Source organism: Acinetobacter calcoaceticus (genome assembly GCF_900520355.1).
Classification (GTDB): Bacteria; Pseudomonadota; Gammaproteobacteria; order Pseudomonadales; family Moraxellaceae; genus Acinetobacter; species Acinetobacter calcoaceticus_C.
In genome coordinates, this window is sequence record NZ_LS999521.1 from 1,974,306 (window position 1) to 1,990,408 (window position 16,103).

The 16,103-nt window shown below is 39.3% G+C and carries 10 protein-coding genes; 5 read left to right on the plus strand and 5 right to left on the minus strand.

Annotated features, from left to right (window positions below; translation table 11 throughout):
• The first annotated feature begins 10 nt into the window (after positions 1-10).
• Together AC2117_RS09460 and entS are read left to right on the plus strand one after the other, a co-directional pair.
• Positions 11-7,165 carry a non-ribosomal peptide synthetase gene (locus AC2117_RS09460; RefSeq protein WP_133973631.1) on the plus strand — a complete coding sequence of 2,385 codons (7,155 nt, stop codon included), beginning with the start codon at positions 11-13 and terminating at the stop codon, positions 7,163-7,165.
• Positions 7,162-8,412, plus strand: coding sequence for an enterobactin transporter EntS (entS, locus tag AC2117_RS09465; protein WP_133973633.1), 1,251 nt, complete (start codon positions 7,162-7,164; stop codon positions 8,410-8,412). Before AC2117_RS09460 ends, entS begins: the two co-directional genes overlap by 4 nt.
• A 50-nt stretch (positions 8,413-8,462) precedes the next feature.
• Here the strand turns inward: entS and AC2117_RS09470 are convergent, their stop codons facing one another.
• A complete protein-coding gene (locus AC2117_RS09470) occupies positions 8,463-9,191 on the minus strand; it encodes a 4'-phosphopantetheinyl transferase family protein (protein WP_133973635.1) in 729 nt (242 codons plus the stop codon).
• 400 nt (positions 9,192-9,591) lie between these two features.
• On the opposite strand from AC2117_RS09470, the gene AC2117_RS09480 reads away from it, so the two are divergent.
• Both AC2117_RS09480 and AC2117_RS09485 read left to right on the plus strand, forming a co-directional pair.
• Complete coding sequence (locus tag AC2117_RS09480; protein ID WP_133973639.1) at positions 9,592-9,882, plus strand: hypothetical protein; 291 nt, start codon at positions 9,592-9,594, stop codon at positions 9,880-9,882.
• 3 nt (positions 9,883-9,885) lie between these two features.
• On the plus strand, positions 9,886-11,490 hold the full coding sequence (locus tag AC2117_RS09485; protein ID WP_133973641.1) for a PepSY-associated TM helix domain-containing protein: 1,605 nt from the start codon (positions 9,886-9,888) through the stop codon (positions 11,488-11,490).
• A 51-nt stretch (positions 11,491-11,541) separates the two neighbouring features.
• Here the strand turns inward: AC2117_RS09485 and AC2117_RS09490 are convergent, their stop codons facing one another.
• The 4 genes from AC2117_RS09490 to AC2117_RS09505 form a co-directional block, all read right to left on the minus strand.
• Complete coding sequence (locus AC2117_RS09490) at positions 11,542-12,162, minus strand: ATP-binding cassette domain-containing protein (protein WP_133973643.1); 621 nt, start codon at positions 12,160-12,162, stop codon at positions 11,542-11,544.
• 4 nt (positions 12,163-12,166) lie between these two features.
• Complete coding sequence (gene modB, locus AC2117_RS09495; RefSeq protein WP_133973645.1) at positions 12,167-12,859, minus strand: molybdate ABC transporter permease subunit; 693 nt, start codon at positions 12,857-12,859, stop codon at positions 12,167-12,169.
• Entirely contained in the window at positions 12,856-13,641 is a 786-nt protein-coding gene (gene modA, locus AC2117_RS09500; RefSeq protein WP_133973647.1) for a molybdate ABC transporter substrate-binding protein, read from the minus strand. Before modA ends, modB begins: the two co-directional genes overlap by 4 nt.
• Positions 13,642-14,110: 469 nt before the next feature.
• Positions 14,111-14,467 carry a winged helix-turn-helix domain-containing protein gene (locus tag AC2117_RS09505; RefSeq protein ID WP_133973649.1) on the minus strand — a complete coding sequence of 119 codons (357 nt, stop codon included), beginning with the start codon at positions 14,465-14,467 and terminating at the stop codon, positions 14,111-14,113.
• A gap of 220 nt (positions 14,468-14,687) precedes the next feature.
• Here AC2117_RS09505 and antA point away from each other — a divergent pair, with 220 nt between their 5' ends.
• Positions 14,688-16,103 carry an anthranilate 1,2-dioxygenase large subunit gene (gene antA / locus AC2117_RS09510; protein ID WP_133973651.1) on the plus strand — a complete coding sequence of 472 codons (1,416 nt, stop codon included), beginning with the start codon at positions 14,688-14,690 and terminating at the stop codon, positions 16,101-16,103.

The window sequence follows — 16,103 nt, forward strand, 5'->3', positions numbered from 1 at the left end:
GAGTATTGTCATGAATCAGGCATTAAATAATGAATTTACTTCCGATATTTCACAACCAGCTCGTTTTGAATTGGCATCTACTCAACTCGGTATTTTTCTTGCCGATCATTTAAGTTTTATTGAAGACTTATATACGATTGCACACTGCTTAGAATTACCAAAATCTATTGATATTTCAGTGTTTAAGCAAGCAATTCAAATGGGTTTAAATGAAGCTGACACTGTGATTGCTTCATATTCATCGGATCCGGCACAGCCCTTTATTGAACTTAATAAGCAAATGCAGATTCGAATCGAAGAATTTGATTTTTGCCATTTAACCCCTCAAAAAGCTCAGCAACGGTTATGGGATTGGATGCCATCTGACCGCCAATGCGCTAAATCACTTAAAGCTGGTGAATCTCAACTGTTCCGTCAGGTGTTATTTACTACACACGACAAAGTGTATTGGTATCAACGTTATCATCACATCATGCTTGATGGTTTTAGCATGATTAACCTCACAAAACGAATTGTTGAGTTATATCAACAATTACAAGCTGGAAAAGACCTTAGTTCTTCACCTTTTATTGATATTAATGATGTCATCTTAGAGCGTCAGGCTTATGAAAATAGCCATCAATTTAAAATAGACCAAGCTTTTTGGAAGGCTTACTGTGAAGACTTGCCTAGTCCTATTAGTTTAAGTACACACCACTTAGCCTCGAAAACAACAGCCCAATTTGTTAAGCACCAGCTGCGTTTTTCTACAGGAATTTTAGAGCAAATTCAGGCTTTAGCAGCACAATTAAAATTAGCTTTGAATGACATGATGATGTCATTGTCATTACATTATATTTACAAAATGACAGATAAAGCCGAGTTGGTTAACGGTATTCCATTTATGCGCCGTTTAGGCTCAAAAGCAATTCGCTCAACATTACCGACCGTAAATGTATTGCCTGTGAAGTTTAATGTGGCTGAAAAAGACAGTTGGGTGAGCTTGGCTCAACATGTTCAAAAACAATTACGACAAATTCGTCCGCATCAGAAATATGATGCTGAACAAATTTTAAGAGATTTAAATAGTATCAATATCCATGAACGAATGTATGGTCCTATTTTAAATTATAAAGCTTTTGATCAAGACTTGGTGTTAGATGGTGAAAAGGTCAAAACCCATCATATCTCAACAGGACCCATTGATGATTTTGAGTTTTCTTTTATCGTTCAAGATCATGAACTCATTATCGAATTACGTGCGGATGCGCAGCGTTATACTCAAGATGAGTTACTCATGCATGGTCAGCGTATAACGCTGCTATTAGAGCAGACTTTATTACAACCAGAGCATCCATGTAGCAATTTTAATATTACGACGCCACAAGAACTTAGTGCGCTCACAAAAAGCGGTATAGGCCCTCGCGTTAACCATCCTGAACAATATAATAATGTTCTAGATCTCTTCTATGAACAAGTTCAAAAGTATCCGGAACGTATTGCAATTATTAGTGGTGAACGTCCGAATCTACAACAACTTAGTTTTTCTGAACTTGCAATTCGGGTGAACCAACTTACCCGTTTTTTACAGGAAAATGGCGCAAAAAAACATACGGTTATTGCGGGTGCTATTCCACGTTCTATCGATTCAGTTGTTGTGATGCTATCGGTATTAAATTCGGGTGCAAGCTTCTTACCACTCGATTTAGATTACCCAATCGATCGTATGCAAATGATGTGTGAAGATGCCAATCCATTGTTTGTGCTTACAACACAGGCGCTGTCAACCCAATTACCTCAAAATATTCAGCAAGTACATCTTGACCATATTGATGTTCAAAAGCAGATTCAACAACAAGAAACAAGTGATATTCCTACCCAGAGTCGTAATTTCGATTTTCAGGATGTGGCTTATGTGATTTTTACATCAGGCAGTACCGGGCGTCCAAAAGGTGTTATGAACACACATGGTTCGCTACTCAACCTGATTTTATCGCATAAACCTACAATTTATTGGCCTGTACTTAATGCTGTAGAGCAGCGTTTTCCTGATCGTCCATTACGCGCAGCACATACACACTCTTTCTCATTTGACTCTTCTTGGTTGCAAGTTTTCTGGATGTTATGGGGACAAGAGCTACATATTTTTGATGAAAACATGCGCCGTGATGCATTTGGCTTAGTTCAGGAAATTCAGCAACGACAAATCGATACACTCGATTTACCGCCGTCTTTTTGCGCCCAAATGATTACCAATGGCTTATTTGCAGATGGTAAGCATCACCCAAGCCTGATTTTAATTGGTGGTGAAGCTGCGCCTTTAGCTTTATGGCAACAGCTTAATGCTCAGCCAGAGCTTTTTGCACATAACTTATATGGCCCAACAGAGTATACGGTTGATACTTTCCGTGCAGAATTAAAGCACACATCACGTCCAGTCATTGGTAACCCAATTGGTAATACTCAAGCATATGTACTTGATCGACATTTACAGCGATGTGCCACTGGCGTGATTGGTGAGCTTTATATTTCTGGCTTTGGTATTGCTAATGGTTATTTAGGTCGTGCTGACTTGAGTGCTGCTCGTTTTGTTGCCAATCCATTTGAATATGGGCAACGCATGTACCGTACGGGTGATTTGGTGCGTTGGAATACGGCTGGCAAGCTTGAGTTTATGGGACGCTGCGATGACCAAATTAAAATTCGCGGTTATCGGGTTGAAATTGGTGAAGTTGAAAATGCGCTTTCCGTTTTACCAAATATTGAAAGTGTTGTCGTCATTGCAGAGCCAATTAATAACAGCCATCGTTTGCTCGGTTATTGTGTGGTCAAAGACGTTGAACTTGATGAAAAAATAAGTGAGCAATTAAGTCAGCAGTATTTAAGTCAGTTACGTCAAAATTTACCTGAATATATGGTGCCTTCAGCCCTCACAGTCATGGCTGAATTTCCCCGAAATGTAAGTGGTAAGGTTGATAAAAAAGCCCTACCGCGTCCGAAGGTTCGCAGTCATAGTCGTATGGCAGAAACACCTGAACAGAAGCTTTTATGTCAGATTGTCGCATCTGTGCTGAAACTAGATTCTATTGGGATTGATGACGACTTCTTTATGACAGGTGGCGATAGCATTTCTGCCATTATGGTGTGTACTCAACTACGGCAGCATGGTTACAGCTTAAGACCAAGTGATGTATTCCAATTCAAAACAGTTGCTGCTCTGGTACCTCATCTGACACGTTTAGATGAGCAACAAACAGCCATTTCAAAACCTTTATTTTCAGCAGACCTAGAACAAAAGGTTCGAGAAAAATATGGCAAAAATAGCACGATTCTACCTTTACTTCCTTTGCAAAAAGGCATGCTGTTCTTATCTCAAATAGAAAATAAATCGAATTATAATGCCTTTACCCGTCTTAGCTTAAATGGAGACATTGATCCGGTACGTTTGCAGCAAGCGCTGATTGCCGTACTAAAACGTCACCCTCAATTAGGTGGACATTTTGATAGCGAATTAGCTGAAGAACCTGTTTTTATCTATTCATTGCACCCTACTCAAGCTTGGCCAGTTCAATTTTGTTCGGTCACTCCCGATTTGCTTGAGCAAACCATTCAAGAGGTATTACAACAACCGATTCACCTCGACCAACCCTATGGTCTGATTCGGGCAACTTTAATTCAACATGCTCCTGAACAATCAGAACTCTTGATTATGGTGCATCATCTGCTAACCGATGGCTGGTCAACTCCACTGTTTTTACAAGACTTTATTAAGGCCTATCAGCAAACTAACCAACAATTGCCAGTGCTTAAACATAGCTATGAAACGGTGATTAAAGCCTTATCTGGACGTGATCATGAAACGTCAAAAGTAATATGGCAACGTGATTTAGCTGATTTGCAGCCACTTATTTTATTTAATCAACCACAGCAAGCTGTACAGGAAACTTCATATCGTTTAAGTGCTGAGTTGGGTGCGAAACTTCAACATAAATTACGCCAACAAGGCATCACACTCAATGTCTTCATGCAAATGATCTGGGCAATGACTTTAAATATTTATGTTCATCGTGAAGACATTGTATTTGGAACTCCTGTTTCTGGGCGTTCAGCACCTATCAATGGTTTAGAGCAACAAATCGGATTGTTTTTAAATACTATTCCGGTACGTGTACAGTTGAACATGCAGCAAACACTTTGGGAACAATTAGCTCAGTTACAGCAATTGCATGTTGAACATTTAGAACACGACGGTTTAGGACTGGGTGCAATTCAACAATTAATGGAGCAAGGTAATCTTTTCGATAGTTTGTTAGTCGTAGAAAATTACCCAGATAACCAATATTTACAGCAAAAACTTGGCGATGCGGCTATTTCTAAGCTCACAAATCGCGGTTATAGCCATTATCCGCTTGCGTTGTTAGTCATCCCTGATCATCAAATTGAATTACTACTCGAGCAACGTGGTGTAATCGATCAGCCAGAACATTTCCTACAGCGAATGGTTCAATTTATTGAAATTGCATTAAATGAACCAGAAACGGCTTTAGGCCACTATCGCTTACAATTGGCTGAAGAGCGTGAATTAATCCAGAAAACGAATCAAACTCAGTATTATGTTCGCCCAACAACATTACAGCAATTACTCAGAGAGCAAGCTCGAATTACTCCTGAACAAACGGCGTTATGTGATGAAGCTCATCAGCTCAGTTTTAGTGAAGTCCGATTACAAGTTTGTGCTTTAGCACAGCAACTACAACTTGCAGGTGTACAGGCTGGAGATATTGTTGCCGTTGCCCTACCAAGGTCGGTCAAACTGAGTATTGCTATTTTAGCGGTGATTGAAGCAGGTGCAGCTTATTTGCCACTCGATTTACAACATCCGACTGAACGTATCAAATTTATGTTGCAAGATGCTAAATCTAAACTTTTGATTGGTGAACAAAAAGATCTAACAGCTATTTCTCAACCATCAATAGCCACCTTTGCTTTCGATCAATTGTTTGATGAAACAAAAGTTGATTTAAGCAGCTATAAAACGACAGTCATTACCCCACAGCATCCGGCATATTTAATCTATACCTCAGGTACAACAGGTCAGCCGAAAGGTGTCATGGTTTCTCACCAAGCCATTGTGAACCGTATTTTGTGGATGCAATCAGAGTATCCACTCTCAGCAGCCGATACGATTCTGCAGAAAACGCCATGTACTTTTGATGTTTCTGTATGGGAATTTTTCTGGTCATATTTGGTGGGCGCTCGATTAGCTATGGCACCTGTGGATGCACACCGTGACCCATTGGCATTATTAAATCTCATTCAAAAATATCAGGTAACGACATTACATTTTGTACCATCAATGCTGGCTGTCTTTGAAAATGCTGCTACCGAAATTTTATCTCTTACTCAGCGTCAAAGTTTACCAATCCGCCGAGTGTTCTGTAGTGGTGAGGCATTACCAACGGCTTTAGCAAAATCATTTACTGAGCACTTTAGCTGTGAGCTACATAACTTATATGGCCCAACCGAAGCTGCGGTAGATGTGAGTTATATGGATGCAACGTTGGGATTACATCCTGAAGAAAGTAGCGTTGCAATTGGTTATCCGGTCTGGAATACGCAGCTTTATATTTTAGATCAATATTTACGCCCTGTTCCTGTTGGAGTGGACGGTGAGCTTTATTTAGCAGGTAACCAACTCGCCATGGGTTATTTACATCGAGCAGACCTAACAGCAACACGCTTTGTGGCAAACCCGTTTGTCGCAGGTCAAAGAATGTATCGCACCGGAGATATTGCCCGTTGGCATGCAGATGGCAGTATTCAATATATGGGCCGTGCAGATGATCAGCTAAAAATACGAGGGCAACGGATTGAACTGGGTGAAATTGAGCAACAGCTACGTTTAGCCAGTGGGTTAGATGATGTGATTGTCCACCCTATTGTTTCTGAGCAAAATAAAGTAGACGTTCAACTAGTTGCTTATTTGCAAACAGCGACATCTGTTGACATTGATCAGTTGAAGAAACGTATTGCGAAACAGCTTCCTGCTTATATGTTGCCAACACACTATATGTTAGTTGAGCAATTCCCATTAAGTCATAATGGTAAACTAGATCGTAAAGCACTACCGCGACCACAACTTGATACTTCAAATACAGAAAAACAGTACGCCACAACTGCTTTTGAACATGAACTGACAAGTATTTTCCAGCAAGTTTTAAATACAGATCAAGCGATTGGTGTGAACGAAGATTTCTTTGCCATTGGTGGACATTCCATTTTGGTCATGAAGCTTGCAATTGAAATCCGAAAAGTATTTAAGCGGACCATTCCAATTGGTCAGTTGATGAGTCATGTGACTATTCAGCGTTTAGCGGCTTTGCTTCTTACACAAGAACGTTTGGAAGAAGTTGAACAAACTGGTATGCAACCTGTTTTACCAATCCGTTCTGGCTCTGGGCATCCATTATTCTGTTTCTTCCCAGGTTCTGGTTCGGCATGGCAATACACTGTGCTTAATCGTTATTTGCATTCAGACTTACCAATTATCGGGTTGCAGTCACCTCGCCCAGATGGCCTATTGGCAAATAGCGTTGATATGGATGAGTTGGTTGAAAAACAACTTGAGATTATTCGTAAGCAACAACCGACAGGACCTTATACCCTATTAGGTTATTCACTTGGCGGCACAGTCGCTTATGCGGTTGCAGCAAAGTTAACTGAACAAGGTGAAAAAGTTGATTTTCTCGGCTTGTTAGACACTTACCCTGCCGAAATTCATCAGTGGTTAGATTTATCTGTAGAAGAAATGAATGCTGAAGCCGAACAGGAACAGCTTCAATTCTTCAATGATATTCTGGTCGATGCAGATACGGCGCTAAACGAAGAAACTCGCCGTTTACAAGAGGATATTTTTGCAAACTATCGTGATGCAGTCCGTTTATTAAAACCTTATAAAATGCCGCACTTTGAAGATGAACTACATTTAATTGTTGCTGAAAAAGATTTACTTCCATATATCCAACCAGAACAACAATGGTCGCCTTTAGTTAAAAAGCTCAATATTGTTCGCCTAAGTGATGCAGACCATACCGATTTATTATCTCCGCAGCAGCTTGAAACCCTTGGCCCAATTTTAAATCGCATGATTTGTCAGGCACGCGATTTAGAGGAGCAAATGCCATGAGTTTTAAATCAATATTGACCGATTTTAGTCTTTTAAAACGTAATGCTCATTTTCGACATGTATTTATTGCGCGCACGTTGTCCCTGCTGACGATTGGCATGCTTGTGGTTGCTATTCCCAAACAAGTCTATGACTTAACTGGTAGTTCGTTAAATGTTGCTGTTGCAATGGCCTTTGAAGGCGTTGCGATGTTTATTGGGTTGTTACTCGGTGGTTTGCTGTCAGATAGAAAAGATCGAAAATGGCTGATTTTATTGGCGCGCAGTGTTTGTGGTTTGGGTTTTGCAGGGCTTGCGATTAATGCCATGTTTGAGCATCCTTCGCTCTATGCCATTTATTTTCTCTCAGCATGGGATGGCTTTTTTGGTGCTTTAGGTGTAACCGCAATGATGGCGATTATGCCTGTGATTGTAGGACGTGAAAATATCGTACAAGCCCGTGCCATCAGTATGGTATCCGTACGACTTGCTACCGTTATTTCACCAGCAATCGGCGGTATTTTAATTGCGGCTAGTGATGTAGCAACCGTGTATTGGGTCTCAACAGTGGGTACTTTACTCACTGTGTTTTTATTGATGGGGCTACCTGCACTTAAACCGCAACATGCAACTAATGGTGAGAGTCCTCTTCGTCAATTAGCTCAAGGGTTTAAATTCGTTTTCAAAAACAAAGTGGTTGGCAGCACGATTTTAATTGGAACATTGCTTAGCTTTAGCAGTGCTATTCGCATTATTTTTCCACAAATGGCAGATGAAATCTTTCACGGCGGCGCGTTTGAACTCGGTCTTATGTATTCGGCCGTACCTTTAGGTTCAACCCTAGGTGCCTTACTCAGTGGATGGACAACACGATTACTCCGACCAGGCTTAGTCATGCTCTACACGTGTCTAGGTGTCTTTAGCTGTATGATTATGATTGGGCTTTCACCTTGGCTAATCGTGACTTTACCAATTTTATGTGTTTTCGGATATTTAATGTCGATTGCCAACTTGCTTCAATACAGCATTGTGCAAGGACACACGCCTGATGAATATTTAGGCCGTATTAATGCAATCTGGCTCGCGCAAGATGCGTTAGGCGATTCGATTGCCACAACAACTTTAGGACTTTTAACGCGGTTTTTACCAATATCAGGAAGCATTCTCTTCTTCGGAATATTAAGTTTTGCGGTAGGATTTATGTTCTTATTCAATTCTCAAGATATGCGTGAAACGGGATTTCAAGATCCTAAACTACAAGAAAATTAAGTCATAACTTAAAAGAAGGCAATTCGTTGCCTTCTTTTTTTTAAGCAGAACTACGGAAAAACCCAAGTCATAATATGGTCTTGTTCTACGGCCCAACCACCTTGATATTTTTCTAAGAGTTGATAGCGATTTCGTATTTCTGGTGCAAAAGCTAAAAGTAATTTTTGGTTTTCAAAATCAATATCGACTACCGATGCTTCTAAAAAGTCGATGTATTGTTTAGCTAGAGGATATACAGCTTTATATAAGCTTTCTTTAACAGAAAAAATTAAGCTCACAAATTGAGCAAAATCAATACATTCAAAGACTTTAACTTTCCAGAGTTCAAATTCAGAAGGCGTTAAAATAAGATGCGCACTCTCTTGAGCAAATTCAGAGCTTACCCAGTGTTCGATATCAATTCCTAAATAACTGGCTTTGTCGGATAGCGCAACGATTAACTTATTTTGTGAATGACTAATACTACCCAAAACATGAGTTGGCCAGACGGGCAAATGTTCGTGCATAGACGTTAGTGGCTGATCTAAACCAAAATGATGACTTAAAACAGCTTGAGCCAATATCCTTCCATATAAATACTCATGTTGGCGTTTAGGGTGCGCTTGAGCAATCAGTTTTGGGGGTTTTAGCTGCTGATCTATATGTAAATGCAATGTTTTTGATAAGTCTAAACCATAACAATAGAATGGCATTTTAAATAAAGTTGGTTTAGAGATTTCAAAAATTAACTTACAAAGAGACTCAGGAATATATAAATAATCACACACAACATTTGACATCAAGTAAATAATTTTTAACGAGTTATCTCCTATCTTATCGCATGGCAATAAAGTGATAAATAATTATATTTATCATTTGATAATAATTATTATTTACTTATACTATTGGATAAATTTTCCCCTTAATTTATTTAAAAATATTGATCATGAAACTTATAGGACTTTTTTTGACCCTGTTGGGAGCAGTCAGTATCTATTGTAGTCATAGCAACCAAAACCTGTTATCTCAGCATCTTCCCACTCTATTTAAGTATTTAGGCCTATTGTTTTTAGTCATTGGATTAATTGCACTCTTTGCCAGCTTACCCAAAGTTGTTGCCGCTTTTTGTTGGTTCATGCTTATCATTTTTGCATGGTCGTTCCTTCCTTTTATGGCGCTTTTTAAACGGAAACTGGTTTCATGAAAGCTAAAATTCAGTCTCCTATTCAGCCAGATTGGTGGAGTAAAACTTTTGCTGGTGGTGTTCTAGGGCTAAGCCTTGCCATTGCTTTTGGCAACCTGATTGTTTTATTGGGGCAGCCTTATATTTCAATGGACCTTTTGGCCCAATTAGGCATGTGGAGTATTCCTTGGGTTTGGATGCCAATTATGTTTGGCACCTATTTCTTTGTGACAGGAAGACAAGCAATGGTTTATTTATTTGTTGCCAACGTACTGGCTTATAGCTGTGTGTTTCTAATTCGGGGTTAAATAATGAAAGTACGTTCGGATATCATGAAACTTGCAAAAAGCATGCATACTTGGGTGGGTGTATGTGCAGGGATTTTACTTTTTATCTGCTTTTTTGCTGGCGGCCTCAGCATGTTTCAGCACCATATTAGTAAGTGGGCCACACCAACGCAGCAAGTTTTACCTAAAGTCTCACCCGACCAATATAATGAGCTGATTCAGAAAGTACAGACTGCCTACCCTGCAACCCAACAAGGCTTTACTCTCAATTTATCGTCGAATGAATTTCACTATGCGCCCATTACGTGGAGTGAACATGGACGTGGAGATAGCTTTAATGCTGCTCAGTCCACGTGGATGGCCAGCTTAGATGAAAAAGGTCAGTTAATTGTTGCTCAAGAAAACTTATCTAAAGCGGGCTGGCTGATAGAACAGTTACATGAAACAGCAGGTATACCGGGCATGGCAGGCCATCACGGATTGGGTCTCTATGTGATGGGTGTAGTTTCGATTTTATATTTTCTTGCTCTGCTTTCGGGCGTAATTATACTTTTACCGACCTTAGTAAAGGATTACTTTGTTATTCGCCCAGGCAAGAATAAAAAGCGCTTTTGGTTAGATGCACATAACGTAATTGGAATTACCAGCCTACCTTTCCATATCATTATTAGTATTAGCGTTATTGTCTTTGCTTTTCATGACTTTTTTTATGATGCGATTGGACAACTTGCACTCAAAGGACAGCCTGTTTTTCAACGTTCGCCTCCTGCACTTATTCAACCAAAACAAACACAAATTGATGTGCAGCAAATATTAGCTCAAGCCAAAAAAGTTGCGCCTGAATATTCAGTTGACTATATCCAGTTCAGTGGTCTCGATAAACCTGAAAAAGCCAATGCACGAATTGCCCTTTATAGTTCAGATCAGATGTTGCGCGGTGCGAATCATGACTTTATGCGGATGAATCCATATGCAGTTGAGCACTTTAATCATAAAGGCATTAACACGCAGACGGATGCAGGTAATAAGTTAATCAACGCCATGTTTAGCCTACATTTTGGAAGTTTTGGTGGTACGGGTGTACGCTGGATCTATTTTGTTTTAGGTGTTGGTGGAGCTTTCTTATTTTATACAGGTAATATTCTTTGGGTGGAAACTCGTGCTCGTAAGCAAAAGCGTGCTGAAGACCCAGTTCCAGTGCAGCGCAAAGATGTGGTGTTCCTTGCGAACTTAACCATAGGTGCATGTTTAGGATGTGTTTTAGCTGTAGTGGGCACCATGTTGAGTAGCCGTTGGCTTTTCGCAGCATTCAATATTGAAAGCATGAATCACCTTTTTATGTATGGTTATTATGCAATTTTCTTACTGACTTTGATTTACACCTTTGTCATTGGCTATGCAAAAGCTTTACCTCAACTGCTATTAACCTTAGTTTTGGCGTTATTTGCGATTCCTCTAACCTCTCTTACAGCCTACTTAATTCCACAAAGTGGTTTATGGGTTCATGGTGGAGAAATTTTGGTGGTTGATGTCTTAGCTGTCATTTTTGCTTTTGCTTTTTGGCGTTTTTATCAGCAAGCTCAAGATCGTCTAAAATCTGCTCCACTGGGCAGTTTATGGGCTGGCTAATACAATAAAGCCTAATCAACCAGACTGAAATAATGTGTGAAATTTGAAGAATTATAAAATCCACATTGTTTCGGTCAGTTGTTTAATTTCTTGAATATCATGACTCACATAAATCATCGGAATTTTTATTTCCTGTTTTACCTTTTGAAAAAAAGGAATAATTTCAGCTTTATGTGCGGCATCTAATGCTGATAAAGGTTCATCAAGTAATAACAGCTTTGGTGAATATAACAATGCTCGACCTAGTGCCACGCGCTGCTTTTCCCCACCTGAAAGTTTGATAGGCATACGTTCTAGCAAGTGCTCTAACTTTAATAATTCAATAATGTAATCTGCTTCAAAGTGACGTTCTTGTTGGGATAGATGCTTAAGACCAAATAATAAATTTTGCTTTACCGTTTTATGCGGAAAAAGCTGAGCATCTTGAAAAACCAATCCAACATGTCGCTTTTGGGTGCTCAAATTAATTTTTTGATCGGAATCAAACCATGTTTGATCCTGTATTTTAATGAGTCCACTGCGCGGAGTGTTCAGGCCAGCAATAGCATGTAATATTGAAGTTTTACCGGAACCTGATGCACCGAATAAACCAATAACTAAAGCATCCGACTGAAAATTAGGTTCAATAAGAAATTGACCCATGTGTAGCTGAAAGTGGCAATCAATTAACATAATATTACTGCCCTAAGCGCTTTTTTTGATAGCGATGAAACCACTGTGCAAACCATAATGCTAAAAAAGCGACACTTAAAGATAAGACAATCAACCTTTGAATAGCTGCTTCTGTATCGGGTTGTTGCATCAGGCTATACATGGCTAATGGTAAGGTTCTTGTTTCATCAGAAATATTGCCAACAAAAGTAATGGTGGCCCCAAACTCACCTAAACTACGGCAAAAACATAAAATGGCACCAATTAAAATGCCACTACTGGCAAGTGGCAACGTGACATGAAAAAATGCCCCTAAAGATGAAGCACCTAATGTCTTTGCTGCCATTTCTAAACGTTGATCAACTAACTCAATCGCTAGGCGAATGGATTGCACTAAAAGTGGAAAACCCATCACTGCCGAAGCAAGAACTGCCCCTTTCCAGTTAAATGCGAACTCCAATCCTAAAGGTGCTAAGTATTGCCCAATAATGCCGCGGTTTCCAAAGACTTGTAATAGCAAATAACCCGGCACAACTGGGGGCAGTACCAATGGTAAAAAGACCAATGTTTCAATGAATGACTTACCCCAGAACTCTTTACGTGCCAATATCCACCCTACAAAAATTGCAGGAATAAGGCTGACAATCAGGCAACTTGCTGCAACCTTACAAGAGAGTTGAAGAACGCTAAGCTCTTCTGGGGTTAAAGAAAACATCATGGTTTTGCTGGAGCCAATACACTAAAGCCATATTTTTTAAAAACGACTTTGGCTTGGTTGCTTTGTAAAAATTGATAGAACTTTGTTGAGTTCGGATTCTTTTTAATCATCCCGACAGGATAAATAATTGGTGAATGGGTATTTTCCGGAAATACGCCAGCTACTCTCACATCTTTACTAATCGCTGCATCGGTTGCATAAACAATGCCCACCTGACATTCACCACGTGCAACGAAATTTAACGCCGCTCGAACATCTTCTGTTTCGACTAATTTTGGCTCAACACGGCTCCACCACCCTAAATTTGTAAATGCTTGTTTGGCATATTTGCCCACAGGCACACTTTTAGTATCTCCAGTACAAATCTTCCCTGTAAACGCTTTATTCGGATCAGTAGTTTTATCTAATTTAACCTTTAATGATTGTCCTTTAGGTGTAATCAGTACCAATCGATTACCTAGTAAGTTTAAACGGTCATTTGCTGTGACTAATTTTTTATTTTGTAGATAATCCATCCATTGCGTATCTGCTGAAATAAAAATATCGGCTGGTGCGCCAGCTTCAATTTGTTTAGCTAATGTCGATGAACCTGCATAAGAAGTTTTAACTTCTATATTATTTTGTTTTTCGTAAATTTTTTCTAAATCACCCATGGCATTGGTCAAGCTTGCTGCTGCATAAATCGTAACTGATTCTGCATGTGCTGAGTTGTTAAATAATAATCCTAAACTCAGCATAGTACTTAAAAGCATCATTTTCTCAATCTGGGGAGCGCTTAACATTATTTTTCACCTTCTTATTGATTTATGCAGCGATATATATCCAAGAATATAGCGATAAGCATAGCTTATGAAAAGTAGAATTATTTAAAGATAGATGACTAAAATGCTCATAGAAAGTGCATCTTATATTTTTGAGCTATATTGGAGCAAAATATAAAAGAACGATTTTATGTTTAGATTCTATCTAATATTCATCTATGTTTCTTTTTTAGCATGATTTAGATAGGTTTTATGGTCATCACTACATCAAAAAGATAATAGCGATGACCATAAATATCTGTAAACAGATCAGTCGTTTATGCCAGCCACTTTTTTAGATACGCAATAAAAACGTCTATCCCAGACCATCATTTAAGATAGTGCAGAATAGACGTCTTTGTCTGTGTAACTGAAATTGCAGCAGTGCTTTTTCAGCGAGCATTTTAAACTAAGCAAAAGCCATACCAACCTATTCAATCTATATAAGTTTTTAATCTATTTTCTTTAAATAATTACTCATGATTTGGTAGTCATTTTCTAAGGCTTGGCGAGCATTGATTTCCATTTGTCGGTATTGCTCTAAAACTTTCTGGCCCAAAGCTGTGACTGCTGCCCCACCGCCATGTGTTCCGCCCGTTTGAGTTTCAACTAAAGCTGTTTCAAAGCACTGATTCATGGTATCGACCAACTGCCATGCACGGCGGTAGCTCATATTCATAGATTTTGCCGCTTGTGAGATCGAACCAGTTCTCTCAATTGCTTCAAGTAAGTCTGCCTTTCCAGGACCAAATGCAATATTTCGCTCTGAAAGAATTCTGATTTGTAATTTTAATTTATGTTCTTTCACAGACTTAACTCACAAGGTTTTACTTTATGCTCTTTAGGATTATAGGGAAATTAAAAAGATAGGACATATACATTTTTAAAATGCGATTTTATCTTAAAAATAGTGTGATTAAAAAATCAAAACTGCACAAAGTGGATAAAGAACTGGAAAAAACGGATAGAGCTAAAGGTCTAATCGCGGTTCAATCAGTTAAAAGCTGAATGAATAAAGGATTGAGCAAATGACCTCATCTAATTTAAAACAATGGAATGATTTTGTAGATGGATGTATCGACTTCCGTCCTAAAGATAGCGTGTTTCGTATCGCCCGTAATATGTTTACCGAGCCTGAGCTATTTGATTTGGAAATGGAACTTATTTTTGAAAAGGTTTGGATTTATGCATGTCACGAAAGTGAAATTCCAAACAATCATGATTTCCTAACTGTTCAAATTGGTCGTCAGCCGATTATTGTCAGCCGTGATGGTAAAGGCGAACTACATGCCATGGTCAATGCTTGTGAGCATCGCGGCGCGACATTAACACGTGTTGCTAAAGGCAATCAGTCAACCTTTACCTGTCCGTTCCATGCATGGTGCTATAAGTCAGATGGTCGCTTAGTCAAAGTCAAAGCACCGAGTGAATATTGCGAAGATTTCGATAAATCAAGCCGTGGTTTAAAGCAAGGCCGTATTGCCAGCTATCGTGGTTTTGTATTTGTAAGCCTTGATACGCAAGCAACAGATACTTTAGAAGACTTTTTGGGTGATGCAAAACTGTTCCTTGATTTAATGGTAAATCAATCACCAACGGGTGAACTAGAAGTTCTTCAAGGTAAGTCATCTTATACCTTTGCAGGTAACTGGAAACTACAAAACGAAAATGGCCTAGATGGCTACCATGTTAGTACCGTTCACTATAATTATGTATCGACAGTCCAACACCGCCAGCAAGTCAATGCATCTAAAGGTAGTGATCTCGACACCCTTGACTATAGCAAGTTAGGCGCCGGTGATTCTGAAACTGATGATGGCTGGTTTAGCTTTAAAAACGGTCATAGTGTGTTGTTTAGCGATATGCCGAATCCAACAGTTCGTCCGGGTTACAGCACAGTTATGCCTTATTTAGTTGAAAAATACGGCGACAAATATGCTGAATGGGCAATGCATCGTTTAAGAAACTTAAACTTGTACCCTAGCCTGTTTTTTATGGATCAAATTAGTTCGCAACTTCGTATTATTCGCCCTGTTGCGTGGAATAAAACCGAAGTTATTAGCCAGTGCATTGGGGTTAAAGGTGAATCTGCTGAAGCACGCCGTAACCGTATTCGTCAGTTTGAAGATTTCTTTAACGTGTCGGGTTTAGGGACACCAGATGATTTAGTCGAGTTCCGTGAACAGCAAAAAGGCTTTCAAGCACGACTTGAACGTTGGAGCGATATTTCTCGTGGTTGTCACTCTTGGGAATATGGTGCAACGAAAAACTCACAAGATTTAGGTATTCAACCCATCATTACTGGCCGTGAGTTTACCCACGAAGGACTATATGTAAACCAACATGGACACTGGCAACATCTAATGCTTGATGGCTTAAATAAGAAAGCATTGAAAATGCAAGATATTACTTTCGAAAACAATATCGTAATGGATGAGGTATAA